Origin of the sequence: Mesorhizobium sp. WSM3873, from assembly GCF_001672445.1 — a bacterium.
Lineage (GTDB): Bacteria > Pseudomonadota > Alphaproteobacteria > Rhizobiales > Rhizobiaceae > Mesorhizobium.
Genome location: NZ_LYTM01000057.1, coordinates 16,366 through 36,829, shown reverse-complemented (window position 1 = coordinate 36,829; position 20,464 = coordinate 16,366). Strand labels below are relative to the sequence as shown.

Annotated in this window: 17 protein-coding genes, 1 pseudogene and 1 riboswitch; of the genes and pseudogenes, 3 read left to right on the top strand and 15 right to left on the bottom strand. The window is 61.3% G+C overall.

All coding sequences use genetic code 11. The features are described 5' to 3' along the window. Positions 1-101: 101 nt before the first annotated feature. The gene (locus A9K71_RS28675) at positions 102-854 is read right to left on the bottom strand and encodes a carbonic anhydrase (RefSeq protein ID WP_067003824.1); all 753 of its coding nucleotides are present in this window, start codon (positions 852-854) and stop codon (positions 102-104) included. Positions 855-1,763: 909 nt separating this feature from the next. Here A9K71_RS28675 and A9K71_RS32765 point away from each other — a divergent pair. From A9K71_RS32765 to A9K71_RS28665, 3 genes and pseudogenes are all read left to right on the top strand, one after another. Next, a pseudogene (locus A9K71_RS32765) lies at positions 1,764-1,918 on the top strand (aldose 1-epimerase family protein); the annotation flags it as partial. A 279-nt stretch (positions 1,919-2,197) separates the two neighbouring features. Next, complete coding sequence (locus A9K71_RS28670; RefSeq protein WP_280940584.1) at positions 2,198-4,150, top strand: acyltransferase family protein; 1,953 nt, start codon at positions 2,198-2,200, stop codon at positions 4,148-4,150. Positions 4,151-4,217: 67 nt separating this feature from the next. Beyond that, on the top strand, positions 4,218-4,904 hold the full coding sequence (locus A9K71_RS28665) for an IS5 family transposase (RefSeq protein WP_082980757.1): 687 nt from the start codon (positions 4,218-4,220) through the stop codon (positions 4,902-4,904). Here the strand turns inward: A9K71_RS28665 and A9K71_RS28660 are convergent. The 14 genes from A9K71_RS28660 to nadC form a co-directional block, all read right to left on the bottom strand. Further along, complete coding sequence (locus A9K71_RS28660) at positions 4,891-5,676, bottom strand: hydroxymethylpyrimidine/phosphomethylpyrimidine kinase (RefSeq protein WP_067004168.1); 786 nt, start codon at positions 5,674-5,676, stop codon at positions 4,891-4,893. The genes A9K71_RS28665 and A9K71_RS28660 overlap by 14 nt on opposite strands. Beyond that, positions 5,667-6,272 carry a thiamine phosphate synthase gene (locus A9K71_RS28655; protein WP_067003820.1) on the bottom strand — a complete coding sequence of 202 codons (606 nt, stop codon included), beginning with the start codon at positions 6,270-6,272 and terminating at the stop codon, positions 5,667-5,669. Before A9K71_RS28655 ends, A9K71_RS28660 begins: the two co-directional genes overlap by 10 nt. Then, positions 6,269-7,042 (bottom strand): thiazole synthase, encoded by a 774-nt coding sequence (locus tag A9K71_RS28650; protein WP_067003818.1) that lies wholly within the window; start codon positions 7,040-7,042, stop codon positions 6,269-6,271. The genes A9K71_RS28655 and A9K71_RS28650 overlap by 4 nt, the downstream gene beginning before the upstream one ends. A 2-nt stretch (positions 7,043-7,044) precedes the next feature. Then, positions 7,045-7,242 (bottom strand): sulfur carrier protein ThiS, encoded by a 198-nt coding sequence (gene thiS, locus A9K71_RS28645; RefSeq protein ID WP_067003817.1) that lies wholly within the window; start codon positions 7,240-7,242, stop codon positions 7,045-7,047. Beyond that, positions 7,178-8,212, bottom strand: coding sequence for a glycine oxidase ThiO (thiO, locus tag A9K71_RS28640; protein WP_067003815.1), 1,035 nt, complete (start codon positions 8,210-8,212; stop codon positions 7,178-7,180). Before thiO ends, thiS begins: the two co-directional genes overlap by 65 nt. Continuing rightward, positions 8,209-10,044: a phosphomethylpyrimidine synthase ThiC gene (thiC, locus tag A9K71_RS28635; protein WP_067004166.1), complete on the bottom strand. Its 1,836-nt coding sequence runs from the start codon at positions 10,042-10,044 to the stop codon at positions 8,209-8,211. Before thiC ends, thiO begins: the two co-directional genes overlap by 4 nt. 103 nt (positions 10,045-10,147) lie before the next feature. Continuing rightward, positions 10,148-10,264, bottom strand: a riboswitch (TPP riboswitch). 190 nt (positions 10,265-10,454) lie between these two features. Next, the gene (locus tag A9K71_RS28630) at positions 10,455-11,612 is read right to left on the bottom strand and encodes a porin (protein ID WP_067003813.1); all 1,158 of its coding nucleotides are present in this window, start codon (positions 11,610-11,612) and stop codon (positions 10,455-10,457) included. 778 nt (positions 11,613-12,390) lie between these two features. Continuing rightward, the gene (locus A9K71_RS28625; RefSeq protein ID WP_067003811.1) at positions 12,391-14,037 is read right to left on the bottom strand and encodes an MFS transporter; all 1,647 of its coding nucleotides are present in this window, start codon (positions 14,035-14,037) and stop codon (positions 12,391-12,393) included. Between the two features lie 349 nt (positions 14,038-14,386). Beyond that, on the bottom strand, positions 14,387-15,370 hold the full coding sequence (locus A9K71_RS28620) for a beta-ketoacyl-ACP synthase III (protein ID WP_067003809.1): 984 nt from the start codon (positions 15,368-15,370) through the stop codon (positions 14,387-14,389). Next, the gene (locus A9K71_RS28615) at positions 15,367-16,632 is read right to left on the bottom strand and encodes an adenosylmethionine--8-amino-7-oxononanoate transaminase (protein ID WP_067004164.1); all 1,266 of its coding nucleotides are present in this window, start codon (positions 16,630-16,632) and stop codon (positions 15,367-15,369) included. Before A9K71_RS28615 ends, A9K71_RS28620 begins: the two co-directional genes overlap by 4 nt. Next, positions 16,632-17,267: a dethiobiotin synthase gene (bioD, locus tag A9K71_RS28610; protein ID WP_067003807.1), complete on the bottom strand. Its 636-nt coding sequence runs from the start codon at positions 17,265-17,267 to the stop codon at positions 16,632-16,634. The genes A9K71_RS28615 and bioD overlap by 1 nt, the downstream gene beginning before the upstream one ends. Further along, a complete protein-coding gene (locus A9K71_RS28605) occupies positions 17,264-18,403 on the bottom strand; it encodes an 8-amino-7-oxononanoate synthase (protein ID WP_067003805.1) in 1,140 nt (379 codons plus the stop codon). Before A9K71_RS28605 ends, bioD begins: the two co-directional genes overlap by 4 nt. Next, complete coding sequence (bioB, locus tag A9K71_RS28600; RefSeq protein ID WP_067003803.1) at positions 18,400-19,380, bottom strand: biotin synthase BioB; 981 nt, start codon at positions 19,378-19,380, stop codon at positions 18,400-18,402. Before bioB ends, A9K71_RS28605 begins: the two co-directional genes overlap by 4 nt. A 204-nt stretch (positions 19,381-19,584) precedes the next feature. Further along, on the bottom strand, positions 19,585-20,463 hold the full coding sequence (nadC, locus tag A9K71_RS28595; protein WP_067003801.1) for a carboxylating nicotinate-nucleotide diphosphorylase: 879 nt from the start codon (positions 20,461-20,463) through the stop codon (positions 19,585-19,587). Position 20,464: the final 1 nt, after the last annotated feature.

Below are 20,464 nucleotides of genomic sequence, written 5' to 3'. Positions count from 1 at the left end.
CCCAAGAGGCACCTCCGCGACCCGGAGCACATCCTTACGATCTTGGAAGCAGATGAATACCCGCGCAGGCGGCGCTTCGACCCCTCACGGCGGCAGGGGCCTCAGCGGAGGCCCAGGATGAAACGCCGATTGGCTGAACGGATAGGGCGCGCGTTCCGTGGATAGAGCGAGGTAAAGCGCTTGATGTCCGCTGGGTCGACCTCAACCGGTTCCGTCGCCACCATCCAGTCGACGTTTTCGGTGCATGGCGGCGTCGTCAAAGATCCTTCATATGTCCAATAGCCAAGCGAAGCCGGCAGAAGCCCGTTGGGGTCGACCCCGTCGACGTCTGCCTCTTCGCCTGATGTCGCGGGAAATACTGCAGCAAGCCTGGCAAAGCTGGCATTTGTGGCGCCTGGCGCTAGAAACACGCCCAGCACACCCAGAGTGTCGCTGTCGGTGTCCTTATGGACAAAATGCGCTTCCATCGGGAAGCTCTTGCCCGCGACGTGGTGCTCGCTTGGCGCATGGAAATGGAACTGGAGCAGCTCATAGACACGATCCCCTCGAGTGAGCGTGCTGCCTTGCGGCAGGTTGATCTGAATAGTGTGGCCGTTGTTCACCATCCTGCCGCCGCCCCTGTGCCAACCTACGGCGATGTGCGGAATATCCGCTTTGACCGCGCCCTTGATGTCGACCGGCGATTGCTGTGTGCCCGCCGAGCAGGCGAAATTTGTCTTATCCAGATCGCCCCAGTGTTCAGGCCCGGCCGAGCCGGCATATCCCCAATGGGTGCTCGCCGCCGCCACGGCATCAGCGCAAATGGGACACGCGCCGAGTGCAACGAACCCTTTGATCAGATTACGACGATGCATATTGTTTTCGCTCCTGACGTGAACTGAGTTTATCATTTGCGGTTGGGGCAAGGCGGGAACTGCGGTCCCAACCGTGATCTGGCAACATGATGGCAACTAGGCCGAACAACTCGGCATACGACCAGGGCGTCGCGCAGGGCTTCACGTCGGCGCATAGGGCGACATCCTCGTCGGGACTGTCGCTGAGCTTGTCATTGTCCTCACCGACGGTATGCGGTTTGTAGCGGCCATTCTCACCGGATAGATGGTCGGAGCTATCTGCGCCGAATACGTGGTCGTTACCTCCACGACAACCGATTGCCCTGGGTATCCCAGATCGCACCCTCGTTCTCGTGACGCTTTCATATCCATCCTCCGTCGACTAGAAAAATCGATTGCTTCAATTGACAACATTCACGTTTTGGATGCATTCACGCACAATCCGCGGTACTGCTGAGGACGCCCCACTTCTGCGGGCTTGCTATTAGCGTTCGCCTCCTCAAGCAGCTCAGGGCCGCCCCAGAAGCAGTTGCCGTCGAGTCTTGATGCGGCCAACCGTGACCGGATCACGCAAGCACCCTGCCATCCTCGCGTCAGTCCACTCAGGCGCAGGTCCAGCTCAACCTTGAGAGCCAGCCTCGGCTGGGAGCCTTGCGGTCTCCCTCCTCCCACACCACCGCGCGTAAGGTTCCGGACATGGCCGTTCATGCAGCGTGGTTTAGGCGTCTAAGCTCGTGCTGGGGCGAGATCAGTCGAGAGTGTCGAAGATGGCCTTCGGAAAGCATCGTTCATGTGACTGTATCAGTCGCTCGTCTGCCTCCGGTCGAGAGGTGACGCGCCTGCCGTGGTGTTTGATGCAGCCGATGCCTGCCCTCGCCGCTTCCGGCCGCTGCTCTCGGCATGGGCACGGTAGTATGAGCTTGTCGATGTCTGGTTTCGCTGCAGGGTGCGCAAGGACTGGAGTTCCTGTGGCAGGCGGGGCCGGTCTGGCGGCGCCAATCTCCGGTGCTGTTTCTGACTGTCGGCCGGCTAAAGGCGATCAACTGCGTCACGGCGGGCAGCCCTATCCGATGACCCAGCACGGCTTGCGCGCGACAAGGTCGGCGCATTCTTGCCGTTGGGGAGGTTGCCGAGTGTTGCATCACCTTAATTTTACCCTCCGTCAAAGGGTCGAGCCAAAGGGACCGAGCGATCCAGAGCCTGGATGTATGGCATTCAAACAATCGATTATACGAATTGGCGGGCATGCTCCATTAGAAAGACAACAATAACGGAACGCAAGTATCGCCGACACCTGCAGCCGGCAACCTTCTTAGTTATATTATGGGCGAGTGCCGGCAGATCTGCCGAAATCGATCCAGCGAATGATTGTACAAGGCAAATTGAATTTCATCAGGTTTTCTATGCCGCGAGACTCTCGAGCCGATGTCCAGGCCTTGCGGGGTCTATCTGTCCTGCTGGTTGTTCTTTTTCATACCCAGATCGCGCCGTTTGGTTATCTCGGCGTGGATATTTTCTTCGTAATTTCGGGCTTTCTGATCACCGGCCTCATCGCGACCCAGCTTGAGCAGTCACGGTTCAGCTTTTGGGAATTCTATTATCGTCGTGCGAAGCGCCTGTTGCCTGCGGCCTATGTGGTCATTGCGCTCACGGCGATCGCTGCACCCTTCTTCCTATCAGATGTGGGTCTGGGAGACTTCCGAAGTCAAGTCCTCGGGGCGCTCACATTCACCGGCAATATCGTTCTCTGGAATCAGGCGGCCTATTTCGGCGAATCCGCCGAAACGAAGCCTCTCCTGCATTTCTGGTCGCTCGCTGTCGAAGAACAGTATTATCTGCTACTTCCCGCTTTTTTGGCCTTGGCTCCCAAGAGATGGCGGCTCACAGCGATTAGTTTGCTCCTAGTTGCCAGCCTCGCCCTGTGTCTCTACGTGGCAATTCGTCACCCATACGCTGCATTCTATCTTATGCCGACCCGCTTTTGGGAAATAGCGATTGGTTCGCTCGGGGCATTGCTTCCCGCCAGCTCTCGCGTGGCGACCAAGTTTGCGGCGCTGCGCCTCCCGGCGCTCGTGCTTATCCTCCTTATTCCCATTGGACTTGGTTCGCAGAATCCGATCGTGGATGCCGCTTTGGTTTGCCTGGCAACCCTGATCCTCCTGCTGTCGCCCAGTAGGGATAATGTGGCGGTTCGAAGCATGGCGAGGATCGGGGATATTTCGTACTCGCTCTATCTGGTCCATTGGCCGGTGCTTGTATATGTGCGGGCTGCTTGGCTGGCAGAGCCTCCCCCGCTTGCGATCTATGCGGCGGTTGCCTTCTCAGTTGTAGCAAGCTTGGTTCTTCACCGTTTCGTGGAAAAGCCGTTTCGGCAGGGATTCTTCGCATCTCGTGGACGGATGGCGTCAGGACTCCTTGCCGCAACGGTTCTTCTCGGCTTCGCATCGTCAGTCGGCATTGGCGCAGCTGAAAGTGGGGTTGGCTTTTCCGAGAGCCGACGGATCAATTACGGCCTGGCAAGGGAATGTGATTTCACATCTGGATCGCCTCCCCAGGCCATTCCAGGGGCCTGCCAGACGACGGACAGGCCCGAATTGCTGGTCTGGGGCGATTCATTTGCCATGGCGCTGGTTCCCGGCTTGGCCAAGACGATCGGAGAGGCCGGCCTGGCTCAACTCACAATGAGCGGGTGCTTCCCCGCCATCGGCGTTGCTGCGTTCAAGCGCATAGCGTCTCCCTCCTTCGCCGAGGACTGTATTCGCTTCAATGACAGTGTTTTGGGTATCCTGAAAAAGCGGCCGGAGATAAAGACCGTTGTCATTTCGAGCCCATTTGACGCCCCGGACTCCAAAGACTTCATGCTGCTTAAGAGGCGTGACCAGACATTCACGGAAGTTGACACTTCGGTAGATGGAGCCGTTGACGGTATCAAGTCTCTCATTGAGGCCGTTCGCGCTTTGGGCAGGCGAGTGGTCGTACTTGCTCCCCCGCCAGTCGCAGGCTTCGATATCGGCGACTGCCTTGAGCGAAAGGGGAGAGGAAATCTTTTGCTGGGGCGGCACAGTGATTGCCAAATCTATGTCACTGATTATCGCCGGATGCGATCTCGCACTCTTGAACTCTTGAACCAAGTGGCTGTGAAATCGGACGTAGAGGTTGTCTCTTACCACGACTTTCTGTGCGACGACACAAAATGCAGAACCGAGATTGACGGCAAATCCCTCTACCGAGACAGCGGCCACCTTTCCTCTGAAGGATCAGAGATCATAGCTCAAAAGACAAGACTTGCTGAGAGGCTGGTCAGAGCTGCTCGTTAGGGTCAGGACCCATTAATTTGTTGTTTTGATATCTGTTGGGTGATTCAAGGTGGCAGGAGGTGCTGCCTTGAGTGATTTGCTGATGTTGACGCCGGAGCAGATGCGCCGGATCGAGCCCTATTTTCCTTTGTCGCACGGTGTGCCGCGTGTAGATGACCGCCGGGTGCTGAGCGGCATACTGTTCGTGATCCGCAATGGCCTTCGCTGGCGAGATGTCCCTTCCGACTATGGTCCGCACAAGACCATCTACAACCGCTTCATCTGCTGGAGTCGGCTGGGTGTGTTCAACCGCATCCTGGCGGAACTGGCCGCGCAGGGTGGCAAAACGGACAATCTGATGATCGATGCCACCCATCTCAAAGTGCATCGCGCTGCCGCCTGTGACGGCAACGGACGTCCCCGGCTGCTGCATCTGAGCGAAGGTCAGGCCAATGATCACAAGACTGCGGCAGCAGTGATCGAGGATTTGCCCGGCGCCAACGTCCTGCTGGCCGATCGGGCCTACAGTTCAGCGGCCTTCCGCCAGGCGCTCGTCGAGCGCGGCATCACGCCTTGTATCCCACCCCATGCCAAGCATCGTGTTCAGCACAGCTACGATCCTGTCCTATACCGACAACGCCACAGGGTCGAGAACATGTTCGCACGCCTCAAAGACTGGCGACTCATCCGCACCAGATACGAGCGATGTGCTCACACCTTCCTGTCGGCGATCGCCTTCGCTGCAGCCTTCATCTTCTGGATCAATGAGTCCTGACCCTAGCTGGCACGGTGGCCGCCCTCGTCTGCAGCTTCTCGAAAACAAACAGCTTGCCTTCGCGCACACTATCTTCAAGCGGCTTCGCCTTCGCCAGATGCGCCGCCACCGCGCTGGCCAGCATGCACCCTGTTCCCCGCATCGACGCGACAAGGCGCGGTGCGTCGAAACGGATTGGTTCCTGATCGGAGCGCAACAAAATGTCAGTTGATCGCGGTCCGAAAGCGTGGCCGCCCTTGATCAGCACGGCCTGGGGCTTGGCGGCCAGCAGTCTTTGTCCTTGTTCCAGCACGCCGTCCTCGCCCGCTGCCGGTTCGGTGCCAACAAGCAGCGCCAGCTCGATGAGGTTGGGGGTGACCAGGCGGCAAAGCGGCATCAGATCACGCTCCATGACGCTGATGGCATTGGCGTCCAGCAGCGCCCGGCCCGAGGTCGAGGCCAGCACCGGGTCGAGCACCGCCGGCACGTGATGATTCTCGCGCAGCACGGCGGCTACGGCAGCCACTGTCCCGCCCGTCGCCAGCATGCCGATCTTGACGGCCGCCACGTGGTTGGCCTGCAGCGCGGCGCGCATCTGGCCGGCCACCAGGCTTGGCGACGAACAGTGTATCTCCGCAACGCCCTCGTGCGTCTGCACCGTCAGCGCGGTGACGGCCAGGCAGGTGCGCACGCCAATGGAACAGATCGTCTCGATATCCCGGGCAAGTCCGGCACCCCCGCTTGGGTCCGATCCAGCAACGACAAGGACGTGCGGTTCCCGTCTCAGCGCCATCGCTCCGTCCTTGCGATCCATTCCCGTGTCCGCGTCTCGGGATCGGAATTCAAAGTTATGTCGGTGACCACCGCGGCGCTATCGGCGCCAGCTGCAAAAACACCGTCGAGCCGGTCAGCATTGAGGCCGCCGATGGCGATCAGGGGGATCGGCGCGACCTGGCGCTTCCATTCGCCGATCCGTTCAAGGCCTTGCGGTGCCCATATCATTGCCTTCAGGATGGTGGGGTAGACGGGGCCTAGCGCAACATAGTCGGGCCCGGCGGCCATCGCCGTTTCCAGTTCGGCATGATCATGCGTACTGAGCCCGAGCCTAATGCCGGCTGCGCGTATCGCCAAGAGGTCGGCGCTGTGCAGGTCCTCCTGACCGAGATGGACGAAGTCGCAGCCCTCCTCGATCGCCAGCCGCCAATGGTCGTTGACGATGAGCTGGCAATCGTGTCGGGCGCACAAGGCTTTTGCGTTGCGGATTTCCACACGCAGCCTGTCCTCGTCCACGTCCTTGATGCGGAGCTGCACCAGCCTGACGCCGAGCGGCACCAGGCGCCCGATCCAGGCGGCGCTGTCGACGATCAGGTAGAAGGGATCGAGCTTCATGAGAAAACAGCCCTGCCGAATGTCGGCGTCGATGGCATAGCGACCTCGCGCGGCTCGAGCATTCCCGTGCGGAACGCCTCATGGCCGGCTTCCACCGCCTTGCCGAATGCGCGCGCCATGCCGACCGGGTCGGCAGCCTTGGCGACCGCCGTATTGAGCAGCACCGCATCGAAGCCGAGTTCCATCACGGTCACGGCATGTGATGGCCGGCCCAATCCCGCGTCGACGATCAATGGAGCGTCGGGGAAATGCCCGCGCATCGAGCGCAGCGCCGGGATGTTGACTGGCCCCAGCGCCGAACCGATGGGCGCGCACCACGGCATCAGGACCTTGCAGCCCGCCTCAAGCAGCCGTTCGGCGACGACGAGGTCGTCGGTGGTGTAGGGGAATACCGAAAAGCCGTCCTCATTGAGGATGCGCGCCGCCTCGACCAGGCCGAACACATCCGGCTGCAGCGTGTCGTGGTTGCCGATCACTTCGAGCTTGATCCAGTTCGTGCCGAACACTTCGCGTGCCATCTTCGCGGTCGTGACCGCTTCCTTGACGGAATGGCAGCCGGCGGTGTTGGGCAAGATTTTCGTGCCAAGCGCGCTGATCAGCGCCCAGAATTTCTCGCCGGCCTTGCCGCCCGCCATCTCCCGCCGCAAGGAGACGGTCACCACCGATGTGCCCGACGCCTTGACCGCATCGGCAAGGATGGCTGGCGACGGATATTGCGCCGTTCCGAGAAGCAGGCGAGAGGTAAGCGTCGTCCCGAAAAGCTCCAGCATCGCTAGCCTCCCTGCATGGGCGAGAGGATTTCGATCCGGTCGCCGTCGCTTAAATGGAATTCCACCCGATGGGCTTTGTGCACGAGGTCGCTGTTGACGGCCGTTGCGAGCCAATCGCCCTCATAGTCGAGCGCCTCAAGCAGCGCCGCCAGGGTTGTCGCCGTAATCTCGAGCGCTTCGCCGTTGACGATCAGTTTCATGTGTAAACTCCACGGGTTCGTCGTGACTGAAGAGAAATTCGGCTGCTTGCCGCGCCATGGCGGGCGCAAGGAGAAAGCCATGGCGATAAAGCCCGTTGATCGTGACGGTGCCTCCGCTCGTTTCGACGCGCGGCAGATTGTCGGGAAAAGCCGGTCGGACCCCGACACCGGTTTGAAGGATCTCGGCCTCGCCAAACGCCGGATGGAGCGCGCAGGCCGCGCCGAGCAACTCCATCGTCGAACGGACCGTGATGGGTCCCCCGGACTGGCACTCGATCATCGTCGCGCCAACCTTGAAATGGTGGTCGGCGCGCGGCACGACGTAGAGCGGAAAGCGCGGATGAAGCAGCCGGACTGGGCGTGACAGCGAGACATCAGACGTGCGCAGGATCAGCATCTCGCCACGAACGCCACGCAGCCGGTCGTCGTCCGTCGCCATTCCCGTGCAGGCGATCCGGCGATCGAAACCGGAAATGTGCCGGGCATCGGCGCCGAAGCGAAATTGGACGCCCATCGCCGCGAGCCTGTCATGAAGTGCCGCCATCGTTTGGCGCGGGTCGAGATGGGCTTCATCGGGGAAGAGCAATCCGCGGCGAAAGCGGCCAGCGAGGTCGGGCTCCAGCAACGCGATCTCGTCTTGATCGAAGCGCCGATGACCCGACGTGCGGCTGGCGAACCGGTCGAATTCGCCCGCATCGCGCGGTGCGGCCACGACCAGCGTTCCGGCCCGCGTCACCTGGCCTGGCGTCGCCGTATCCCACCAGTCGGCGGCATCGCGTCCGAGATCGAGCACCGCCTGCTCGGCGCTTTCGCGCTCGCACCATGGCGCCAGCATGCCGCCGGCGAACCACGACGCATTGCCGCCGAGGGCATGTCTTGTCTCGGCAACCGTCACCGCCGCGCCGCGCGTGGCGAGCTCGAAGGCTGCGGTGAGGCCGGCGACGCCGGCCCCTTTGACCAGCACCCTCATGATGGCTCATGCGCCTCCGGCATGAGCGGTGCGCCGGCCTCGCCCGCCGGCACATAGAGATCGCCGCCCTCGCGATATTTCGCCGCCATCGCCGCCATGCCCTCTTTCTGTGCCTCGGCGCGGATGTCGTGGGAGATGCGCATGGAGCAGAATTTCGGCCCGCACATCGAGCAGAAATGCGCCACCTTATGCGCTTCCTTGGGCAAGGTCTCGTCGTGGAACGCGCGCGCCGTCTCGGGATCGAGCGAGAGGTTGAACTGGTCCTCCCACCGGAACTCGAAACGAGCCCTCGACAGCGCGTCGTCCCTGACCTGGGCGGCCGGATGGCCCTTGGCGAGGTCGGCGGCATGCGCGGCGATCTTGTAGGTGATGACGCCCGTCTTGACGTCATCGCGGTCGGGCAGGCCGAGATGCTCCTTCGGCGTGACGTAGCAGAGCATCGCCGTTCCGAACCAGCCGATCATCGCCGCGCCGATGCCCGATGTGATGTGGTCATAGCCGGGCGCGATGTCGGTGGTGAGCGGCCCAAGCGTGTAGAACGGCGCCTCGCCACAAACCGCGAGCTGCTTGTCCATGTTCTGCTTGATCTTGTGCATCGGCACGTGGCCGGGCCCTTCGATCATCACCTGGCAGTCCTTGGCCCAGGCGATCTTGGTGAGCTCTCCGAGCGTTTCCAGTTCGGCGAACTGGGCCGCGTCATTGGCATCGGCGATCGAGCCGGGGCGAAGGCCGTCGCCGAGCGAGAACGCCACGTCATAGGCCCGGGCGATGTCGCAGATCTCCTCGAAATGCTCGTAGAGAAAACTCTCCTTGTGGTGATGCAAGCACCACTTGGCCATGATCGAGCCGCCGCGCGACACGATCCCGGTGACGCGGTCGACGGTGAGCGGGATATAGGGCAGGCGCACGCCGGCATGGATGGTGAAATAGTCCACGCCCTGCTCGGCCTGCTCGATGAGGGTGTCGCGGAACACCTCCCAGGTCAGTTCCTCGGCTACGCCGCCGACCTTCTCCAGCGCCTGGTAGATCGGCACCGTGCCGATCGGAACCGGCGAATTGCGCACGATCCATTCACGGATGTTGTGGATGTTGCGCCCGGTCGAGAGGTCCATCACCGTGTCGGCGCCCCAGCGAATCGCCCACACCATCTTCTCGACCTCCTCGGCCATCGACGACGTGACGGCGGAATTGCCGATATTGGCGTTGATCTTCACCAGGAAATTGCGGCCGATGATCATCGGCTCGCTTTCCGGGTGGTTGATGTTGGCTGGAATGATGGCCCGTCCGCGCGCCACCTCGTCACGCACGAATTCCGGGGTGACGAAGTCGGGGATCGCGGCGCCGAAGGCCTCGCCATCGCGCTCGAGCTTGCCGCTCAGCATTTCGCGGCCGAGGTTTTCGCGGATGGCGACGAACTCCATTTCAGGCGTGATGATGCCGGCGCGCGCATAGGCAAGCTGCGTCACGGCCTTGCCGGACTTCGCTCGCAGCGGCCGGTTGCGGATCGGAAATTCCGGCGTCAGCCGCTCGCCGGTCGCAAAGCCGTTGTCTTCCGGCCGCACGTGACGGCGGTCATAGGCCTCGACGTCGCCGCGAGCCAGGATCCATTCCTGGCGTAGGCGGGCAAGGCCCATTTCGATGCAGGTTTCAACAGCCGGGTCGGTGTAGGGGCCGGACGGATCGTAAACGGTGACGGGCGGCTCGCCGGCCGTCGGATGGACGGAGATCTCGCGCATCGGCACCCTGATTTGCGGGTGGACACTGCCTTGCTTGTGGATCTTGCGTGAGGCGGGCAGCGGTTCCGTCGACACGGTTGGGGTAAGGGCATTCATCTTGAGGCTCCTTTGCTCATGCATTGGAGACCCAGTTCTGTGCCGGAAGGATGAAAAGACGCTTTGGTCGCCCTGCCGAAACAGGACCTCGGGCATAGACTCCCGCAAAGCGCTTGCACCGTCCCTACGCCAGTATGAACTGGATCAGGTTCAACGGGTCACTGCGCCGCGAAAGCCAGCAGTATCTCAGCCCCTTGCCGGGACTCCCCTGGTGAATGCCTCAGATTGGACGGGCGGGCCCTATCTTGTCAAGCGAAGTGAAGAGGATTGCGCTCTATAGCCGCTCCTGCAGGTTGGCCATTTCAGTCATGACCGAACAACCGTGAGCAAAACGGTGACAGATTGCGCTCGGCACCTCGGTTGATGATCGGGACTGGTCAAGCAATCGACCACCGAGAGATTTTCATCCATTAGAATGAGCGTTGGAAACTGAGGATGCCGCCGACGCTGTCTTTTTTGTCAGCCTTCGTCGAATTCACGTTCGAAGGGTCGACCATGCCGATGCCGAAATTGTCGTAGTGGTCGTAGTCGATTTCGGCCGTCGCCGTGAAACCGGCAACGAGCGTGTAGACGACGTTTGCGGCCACACCATAGTTCTTGAACTGACCGCCCGAGACCTGAAGGTTGAATGAAGTTTTCTCGTCGAGTGTGTAAGTGGAGCCGGCCCAGAAAGCCCAGTTGCCGCTCCAAGTTTTGTAGAAGCCGCGACTGTGAGCGGCGATTGCATTGGTTGGGTCATCGTTGGGGATGCCAATGGAGCCATAGCCCAACATTCCGAATAGCGACAGGTCATCTGTGACATTGATATCGACGCGGACCTTGCCGGCTAAAGCATCGTAGTTGCTGTCACGAGCGATTACGCCGGTGATCGCGCCCCAGCCCTGCGTCTGTTTTACGCCGAAGACGACGTGCGGAACATGGCTGTCGATAGTACCGACTACACCCGCCCCTTGTTCAAGTGAAACCAGAGCCGAAAAGCCATTACCGGCATCGAAGTAATACTGGGCCACGTTGGTATCGAAGTCGCCGTATGGAACGAGGGCGTTATTGAGGACGTTCCCGGCGTAGCCTGTAAACGTGTCGAAGGCCGACCCGTCCTTACCAACTCGGAGGCCACCAAGCTGGATCCAGGCGGAAGTCAACTTGACGCCGCTGTTGAAGCCATAGTTCTGAGGACTGTCCGGACCCGAATAAGCGTTGCGGTTGCCGAAATTCACGCGGTTTTCAGTATAGGTCTTCAGTGCGCCGAGTTCGGTCTCTTGGCGCGTCCAAGTTTTGAACGTGAAACGCGTGTTGTTTCGCCAGGTGCCCTGAGCCTCGCCAGTTCTCACATCGGTGGTCCTTGCCCCGTCATACGATCGGACATCGCCGAGGCCGACATCATAACGGATGTAGCCGCCGATGCGCAGGCAGGTCTCGGTGTCGGGGATATGGAAGTAGCCCGAACCGTAGACGTCGCAAATCTTGACGTATTCGGTCGGGTCCGGTGCGGAGACTTCGTCCGCCGCGCGAGCGACGGAAACGGAGATCAGGGCCGCAACTGAGCGAAGAAGGCTGCTTACGTTCATTCGGGCTCTCCATTCAAAGCTTGAAAGGCGGAATCATCAAGATGAGTTCCCGTGTAACGTTGAAACGCCTCAAGCGATAGTGTCGAACGTTTCTATGTGTAAAGAGGAATGTGCTCAAAGGCTTATACAATAAACAGATGTTCTTTGCCGTTCACTGTCTGTATAACGGGTGAGCATAATGGACCTGTGCCAGGCTCGGAGGAAGGCAAAACGCTTATTGCCCAGCAAACTCATTCATTTAGGATTCAGCACTTCTGAACGAATTGCCATTATTTATCTCTGCGATTTGTGGGTTGCGCGTCGGCGTTCGATGCACAGCAGCAAGCGACGTGCCATACAGAGAGGTAGCTCGCGCCGACACCTAAATGCCCGGCGCAACTTCGTCGCGCTCTCTTCTTTTTTGTTTTGGGGGTCAGGCAGAGCACGAAAAGCAGACGTTTCGGGCCGCTTCGTATGTTCGATATGTGACACTTTGGTTCGATACCGTCAGCATTTGTTCGCTGTGAAGCCTCGGGTCGAGATACCTTCGGCGCCGCCGCTCGGTATGTCAGGCGGGAGCCCGGTGCCGCATACATCCGGGTAGTGCCAAGCACGGGCCGTTCCGTCTTGCAGCGGCACAGACGAATTCTCGGCGCAATTGTTCACACCCCGTGCGACTCACTTGGCGCCACTGCGGAGTCGCATTAGCCTCGCCTGCTGGCGATGCGGCCTTCGCGCCGCTTGAAGTCGACCGGCGCGGCAAGTCCCAATGCACGATGCGATTGCCTTCGTGATCACGTCACCTCGGAGGACGAGAAACGATTGTTGAGGCATGGGTACGAGCTGCCTCGGTCGTTCGTTCAATCGAAAGCACTGTGATCGGAGGACGCTCTCCATCATGCAGCGCCAGGAGACGCTGGCCGACTTCCTTATCCGCTGCCGTGAGCCGATGATTCAGGCGAAGAAAGTCCATCCAGGTTGGCGTGCGGAATGTCTCTGTCCAAATCGAAGGCGTTTGAAGATTGCGCTGGAGTGTCCAGTTTCGCGCACCGGCACGGCTCTGAACATGGCGCCTTGCGCGCATGTAGCCCAGAAAGGTCTCGATATTCTCCTCGGATATAAGGTACTCGACCTTGACCACTATGGGGCCACTCCTGGGCTTCAACTCGAGTGCCAGCTCCGGCGGGTGAAAATCCGAACTCTCCTGATCCGTTTCTTCCCATGGACGAACCGGCAACAGTATTCCCGCCGCCGCAACGAGCAACAGAGCGCCCGCGGCACCCTCCAAAGCCCAGCCTAAGGAGTAGTTCTGTGCGACAGTACCCCAGATCCAGCTGCCGGCCGCCATCCCGCCTGCGCTCAAGGCGTAGTAGATCGACAGTGTGCGCCCAACGACCCACCTTGGGCTTGCCAGCTGCACCGAAACGTCAATGCCCGTCCATGTGATAAGCCAACCCGCGCCACCGAGTGCCAGCGAAATGGCCGCCACCGCGACTGACGATGTGAGGGCAAGGGAAAGGCAACATGCTGCACAAGCAACAGAGGCGTACGACACCAGCCTGTCTTGAGACGTGATCCGCCTAAGAAAACTGTTGCTCATGCCAGCGATGAAAGCACCCATGCCGAAACCGGCCAGCAAGATGCCGTAGATGATTGGGCCGCTTTTCAGCTGATCCCGGACGACTAGCGGGAGCAGCGCAAGGATGGAAATGCTTGCCAACCCGAAAAGGGTCGCCCGGGCAATCGCTGCCCTGATTTCCAAGGACATGACGGTGAAGCGCACTCCGTCATGAATTGCCATCGTCATTCGCTCACGAGGGAGAGGTGACGTGCGAACATTCCATCTAGTGCGCCATATTGCCGTTAGCGGCGCCAGATCGCTCAGCGCTGCCAACGCGAAAGCGGCCAGCGGTCCAAAAAATGCCAAGACCACGCCCCCCAAAGCCGGACCGACGCTGCGCACAATGTTGTATCCGACAGACATAAGCGTCACCGCAGCCGGGATGTCGCGCTTGTGAAGGATATCGCCAACAGAAGCGTGCCAGGCCGGATCATTCAAGGCAAAGCCGCAGCCGGCCAGGAAACCTAATCCTAGAATTAGCCAGGGACCGGCAAATCCCAGACCCACGGAAATCGTCAGCGTCGTTGACGCCAATGCTATCAGGCAGTGCCCCGCAAACATCACCCATCGGCGGCTGAAGTTGTCGGCGATGGCTCCGGCTAAGATCGAGAGGAAGAACACCGGCAAGGTCGATGCGGCCTGTACGAGTGCAACCATCAGATCCGAAGCGGAAATCGTGGCCATCAGCCAACTGATGGCGACCGATTGCACGAGCCACCCGAGGCTGGATATTTGTGTGGCCGTCCAGATCGAGCGAAACACCTGGTTTCGAAAAGGGGCGAGCGTTGTTGAGACAGGCAGATGTGCATTTTTTTCGGACTGCATGACGATTTACGCCTTCGAGGGGCCGCTTATTCAATTCACGGCTGCCACTACTGCCGTTAGGATGTTGATCAATGGATCAGAAGGGCCGACATATCGATTAGGATGACTTCATCGCAATGAAGAGGGCACGCATGAGCTCGGATACTCCGCTCTCCTGGACTGACGCCACCAACTCCTCGCCCAGCAAAGTAGCCTCGCCGATCATCCCTGCTCGACAAGAATTGGCTGCAGGTGATCGCTCTCGTTCACTGAGCCGGCGCGCATGTAACTTGCCGGCGAGTAATTTTTCGCATTGGGCCCGTGTTGCTGGTGTCATTCGTGGCCAATCCTGTTCATTGCCGTCCTACCGCTAAATTCCGAGGATGAGGGCGCCTCCGGTGAGACCGGCGCCCGCCGCCGCAAGGAGGATCTTTTCGCGTGCCCGAAACGGCTGCGTCCGGTGGGCGAGCGACAGCGAGAGCGGGATGGTCGCGGCGGAAGAGTTGCCGTACTCGGCGATCGTCTTGACGATTGCCTGATCCGCTATTCCGAGATTCCTCCCGACCACATCGAAAATGCGGGCGTTGGCCTGATGTGGCACGAACCAATCGATGTCCTGCGGCCGCATTCGGGCAGCAGTGAGTGCGTCCTGCGAGCATGCGGTCATCATCTCCACCGCCTTGGCGAACACTTCACGGCCGTCGGTGATCGTCATCCGTGTCTGCTCGAGATCGAGGCCGCCATGGAACGGCGTGTTGCTTCCGCCGGCGGGAATCTGGATCAGCCCGTAGCCCGAACCGTCGGAATTCACCAAGGCGCCAAGAATGCCCTGGTCCGTGTCCTCGCAAGGACCGATCACCACGGCGCCGGCGGCATCGGCAAACAGCACGGCGCTGGCGCGCTCGGCAGGATTGATGCGGCGGCTGAGAATGTTGGCGGCGATGACAAGGCTCGCTTTGCCGTGCAGGCGGGTGAAGCCGTCCGCGAACATCAGCGCATAGATGAAGCCGGCGCAGGCGCCGGTCAGGTCGATCGCGCCGGCTCGGCTGAGCCTCAGCCGATGTGCGACCAGCGGCGCGCTTGGTGGCAGGAGGTGGTCGGGTGTCGAGGTGGCGAGCAACAGCAGGCCGATTTCGCTGCGGTCGAGGCCGGCATTCGCCAACGCCATGTCACCGGCAGAGGCGGCAAGGCCCGACAGCGTGTCTTCGTCCGCTGCCCAGAACCGCGATCGTATCCCGGTGCGCCGCTCGATCCAGCCGAGTTCAAGCCCGAGACGTTCTTCGATTTCCGAATTCTCCACCTTGTGCGCGGGCGCATGGTGACCGAACCCGAGAAGGCACGACGATCGGCTCATAGCCTCGCCCCGAAACGTTCGCCGGCCTCCTCGATGGCGTCATAGAGCCCGTCCAGCTCGTTGCCGGTGATGCAATAGGGCGGCAGCAGGTAGAGGACATTGCCGAGCGGGCGCACGAGCATGCCGCGCTTCAGGAAGAATGCACGCAGTTTTGGCCCGATCTCGGCCAGATAGCCGGCAGAGCCGGTGCGCAGATCGAGGGCCGCGATCGTGCCGGTCACTCGGCAGTCGATGAAATATGGATTTTGCCGGAAGCGTTGCAGCCCAACGGCCTGCTTCACCCTCAAGGCCGCGATCCGTTGATCCACCGGCTCGTCACGCCAGATCTCGACATTGGCAAGTGCTGCCGCGCAGGCGATCGGATTGGCGGTGTAGGAGCTCGAGTGAAAGAAGGTCTTCTTCCGGTCCGTCGAATAGTGAGCCTGAAAGATGGCGTCGGTGGCGAGGGTGGCGGCCAGCGGGATGACACCACCCGTCAAGCCCTTCGAGGTGCACAGGATATCAGGAGAGATGGACGCCTGCTCGCAGGCGAACATGGTTCCGGTGCGCCCCCAGCCGGTCATCACCTCATCGGCGATCAAGAGTGTGCCTGAGGCTTCGGCGATCCTCTTCAATTCGGCCAAAACCCAGGCTGGATACATCAGCATGCCGCCGGCGCCGAGTACCAGCGGCTCCACGATTAGGGCGGCGGTGGGCCGGTCGCGGATCACAGCCTCGAACCGATCCAGCGTTTCCTGCTCGCGACCGGCGGCCGGGAAGGGGATGGTGTCGACCTCGAACAGCAAGGGCTCGTAGGCGACGTTGAAGACGCCGCGGGCGCCGACGCTCATCGTGCCGATCGTGTCGCCATGATAGCTGTGCTCCATGACGACGATGCGCGAGCGCGGCGCGCCGATGTTGCGGAAATAGCCGAGTGCCATCTTCAGCGCGACCTCGACGGCGGTCGAGCCGCTGTCGGAATAGAACACCCGGTCGAGGCCGGCCGGTGCGAGGCCGGCAAGCGCCCTGGCCAGGCGTTCGGCCGGCTCATGGGTGAAGCCGGCGAAGATGATCTGGTCGAGGCTCGCCGCAGTCGTCTCGATGGCCTTCATTATGCGAGGATGACGGTGGCCATGGGTCACGACCCACCAAGAGGAAATGGCATCCAGAATGCGCGCGCCGTCGGCCTTGTGGAGATAGGCGCCTTCCGTCAGCACGATTTCGGGGATCGCGGGCTCGAGCGCGTGCTGGGTGAACGGATGCCAGACTCGAGACTGGGGCATCATTGGCCTTCGGCGATCAGGGCAAGGTCGAAGCCGGCAACCATCGCGTCTCGCAGCGTTTCACCCGTGAGTGGATCGAGGTCTGGCAGCCTGCCGAGCTGTTGCACGCCGCCCAACTCCACGATTGTCCTTTGGGTATCGGCCACCTCTTCGCCGATGAAGGCGATGCCGAGGAGCGGGATGGAACGGGCCCGCAGCGCTTCTATCGAGAGCAAGGTGTGGTTGATCGTGCCGAGCCCGGTGCCGGCGCACAGTATGACCGGCAGCCGCCACTGTGCGAATATATCAATGAACAATGTCTGTCGATTGAGCGGCACCATCAGCCCGCCGGCGCCTTCGATTACGAGCGGTGTCGGTAAAACCGGAAAGGCAAGATCCGCCGCTTCGATGGCAACACCATCGATCTCGGCGGAGCGATGCGGCGAGAGCGGGCTTTTTAGGCGATAGGCCTCCGGCAGGACGCGCCCCGACGGCAAGCCGGCAAGCCGGGCAACGACCTCGCTGTCAGTCTCCTCGTCGAGGCCTGATTGCACCGGCTTCCAGTAGTAGCCATCGAGCAAGCCGGCGATTCCCGCCGAAAACACCGTCTTGCCTATTCGGGTGCCTGTTCCGGTGACGACGAGGCGCTTGGTCATACCGTCGCCAACACCTCGAGGAGGGCCTCGACCATGGCCGAAATTTCGGCCTCGCCGACATTGAGCGTCAGTGAAATGCGCAGGCGCGATGTTCCCTCGGCCACGGTCGGCGGACGAATGCCGCGGATGTCGAAACCGCGCCCTTGCAAGGCTGCCGCTACCGCCATCGTGCGGGCGACGTCGCCGATGACAAACGGCTGGATCTGCGAGCCGCTGGGCGTCACGCCGCAGCGCTCGGCCAATTGCTCGCCGGCGAAAGCAACGCGTTCGTGCAACTGAGCGCGGCGCATCGGCTCCTCGGATACGATCACCAGCGCTTGGCGCGCCGCGACCGCCATCAGCGGCGATGGCGCGGTGCCATAGATGAATGGCCGGCAACGATTGACGAGATAATCGCACAGCACTCCAGGCCCGGTGACGAGCGCGCCGGAGGCGCCAAGCGCCTTACCGCAAGTGTGGAGCGCGACGATGTTGTCGCGGCCCTCGAAAGCGGCAGCCAGCCCCCGACCATCCGGTCCCCAGACGCCGGTGGCATGCGCCTCGTCGACGACGATGAATGCCTCGTGCCGATCGGCAAGCGCGACGAGGCTTTCCATCGGCGCGCAATCGCCATCCATGCTGTAGAGGCTTTCGACCGCGATCCAGACGCGCCCCACGCCGCCTTCGGCGCGCCAGCGTGTGATCGCGTCCTCGACAGCACCAACGTCGTTGTGCGCAGCCAGCTTGAACTCGGCGCGTCCGGCCTGTGCCCCCTCATGCATGCTGGCATGGGCGAGTTCGTCGAGGACCAGCAGGTCGCCCTTCTGCGGCAACGCCGTCAGCAGGGCGAAGTTGGCAATGTAGCCGCTGCCGAAGAACAGTGCGCGTTCGGCGCCGAAGAATGCTGCCGCGTCCGCCTCCAGTGCCTCGTGTTCCGGTGCATTGCCGCGCAACAGCCGCGAGCCGGTGGCGCCAACCGGCGTGCCCCGTCCGATCGCCCCTGCGACTGCATCGCCAAGTCTCTTGGAGGCGGCAAGTCCGAGATAGTCGTTCGACGAGAAGTCGAGCCCGGCGCGCGGTGCAAGCGTCCGGAGCCGGTCCTTGCGCGCCAGTCCACGCAAGGATGCGTCATACCGGGCAAGAAGTGCCTCGTTCATTGCGTGCCGAGTTCCATCGGCTCGATACCAAGACGCTGAAATAGAAGCCTGTCCTTGTCCTCGCCGGGATTGTCCGCGGTCAACAGCGTGTCCCCGACGAAGATCGAGTTGGCGCCGGCAAAAAAGCACAGCGCCTGCGTCTCGTCGGTCATACCGGTGCGACCGGCGGAGAGCCTTACATAGGACTTCGGCATCAAGATGCGGGCCAGCGCAATGGTACGGACGAACTCGATCGGATCGATGGGTTCGGACTGGCCGAGCGGCGTGCCATCGATCGGAATCAGCATGTTGATCGGCACGCTTTCGGGCGGCTCAGGCAGATTTGCGAGCGTGATCAGCATGTCGATGCGGTCGGCCTTTTCCTCTCCCATCCCCACAATGCCTCCACAGCAGACCTTCATGCCGGCCTCGCGCACATGCTCAAGCGTTTCCAGCCGGTCGGCGAAGGTCCTGGTCGAGACGACCCCACCGTAATGGCGCTCGGAGGTGTCGATGTTGTGGTTGTAGTAGTCGAGGCCTGCCTGTTTTAGACGGGTGGCCTGCTCAAGATCGAGCATGCCGAGAGTCATGCAGGTCTCCATACCGAGCGCCTTGACCCCCTCGACCATCGCCACGACAGCGTCCATGTCGCGCGGCTTGGGGTTTCGCCAGGCAGCGCCCATGCAGTAGCGCGTGGCGCCGGCCTCACGCGCCTTGGCCGCCTCGGCGATGACACGTTCGACCTCCATCAGCTTCGACGCTCTCAGGCCAGTTCCGTGATGCGCAGACTGGCTGCAATAGCCGCAATCCTCCGGACAGCCGCCGGTCTTGATGCTCAGCAGCCGGCTGAGCTGCACACGGTTTCGATCGAAGTTCTGCCGATGGATGGTCTGGGCCAGGAAGAGCAGATCGTTGAATGGCATGCCGTAGATGGCCTCGGCATCTTTGCGGTTCCATCGCGCCAGCACTCCGTCCATCGGTTCCAGGGCTTTGTTCATCCCCACTTCTTTCCAATCGTCATCGTCAAAAATTCTTTGTTTCTCGTCCACGAACGCATGCCGCAGTCTGTCGGCCGGCGAGCCTGTTCCCACATGAGCCATCGATCAGCGCAATGCGCGCGGGCCCAACGGGGCGCAGACTCTTGCAGCACCTTGTCTGCGCCTGCAGCTCCGAGGCTGCTAGCCCTTCCTTTTTCGTTTCCATCAGTTCAGGTTGCAGCCGTGCCCGTGGGCCGGCATATCGAGGCCGATGTCGAGAATCGGCGCGCTGTGTGTCAGCCATCCGACGGAGATGAGATCTACTCCGGTCGCCGCGATTGCCGGGGCCGTGATCGGTGTCACCCGACCGGAAGCCTCGGTGATGACGCGGCCATCGACCGTCGCCACGGCGCGCGCAAGATCTTCGACCGACATATTGTCGAGCAGCACTGCGTCGATTCCCAGCGCGAGCGCTATATCGAGCTGCTCCAGCGTATCGACCTCAACCTCGATTTTCACCATATGGCCCGCGGCGGCGCGCGCTCGCTCTATTGCCGTGCGAATGTCGCCGGCGATGGCGATGTGGTTGTCCTTGATCAGCACGGCGTCATCGAGCCCGAAACGGTGATTGGCGCCGCCGCCGACACGTACGGCGTATTTCTCAAGGGCGCGCAAACCGGGCGTCGTTTTTCTTGTGCATACGATCTTTGCCTTATGGCCACGCACAGCCTCGACCATAGCGGCTGTGGCCGTCGCTATGCCGCTCAGGCGGCAAAGGAAGTTAAGCGCGGTGCGCTCGGCCGTGAGCAGGCCACGCGCCGGTCCGCACACCTTGGCGATGATCTCGCCGGCCGCGATATCGCTGCCGTCGGGGCGCCAGATTTGCATTTGGATCGCAGGCTCGACGAGAAGCAGGGCGAACGCAACCAGATCGAGGCCGGCGACGATTCCCGTCTCACGCGACTTGAGCATCAAAGTGGCCGTGCAATCGTCCGGGATCACCGCATCGCTGGTCAGGTCGCCGCATCTGCCCAGGTCTTCCAGCAGGGCACCGCGCACGATCGGTTCAATAACGGTCGAGGGAAGGGGTGCGAATGGTTTCATG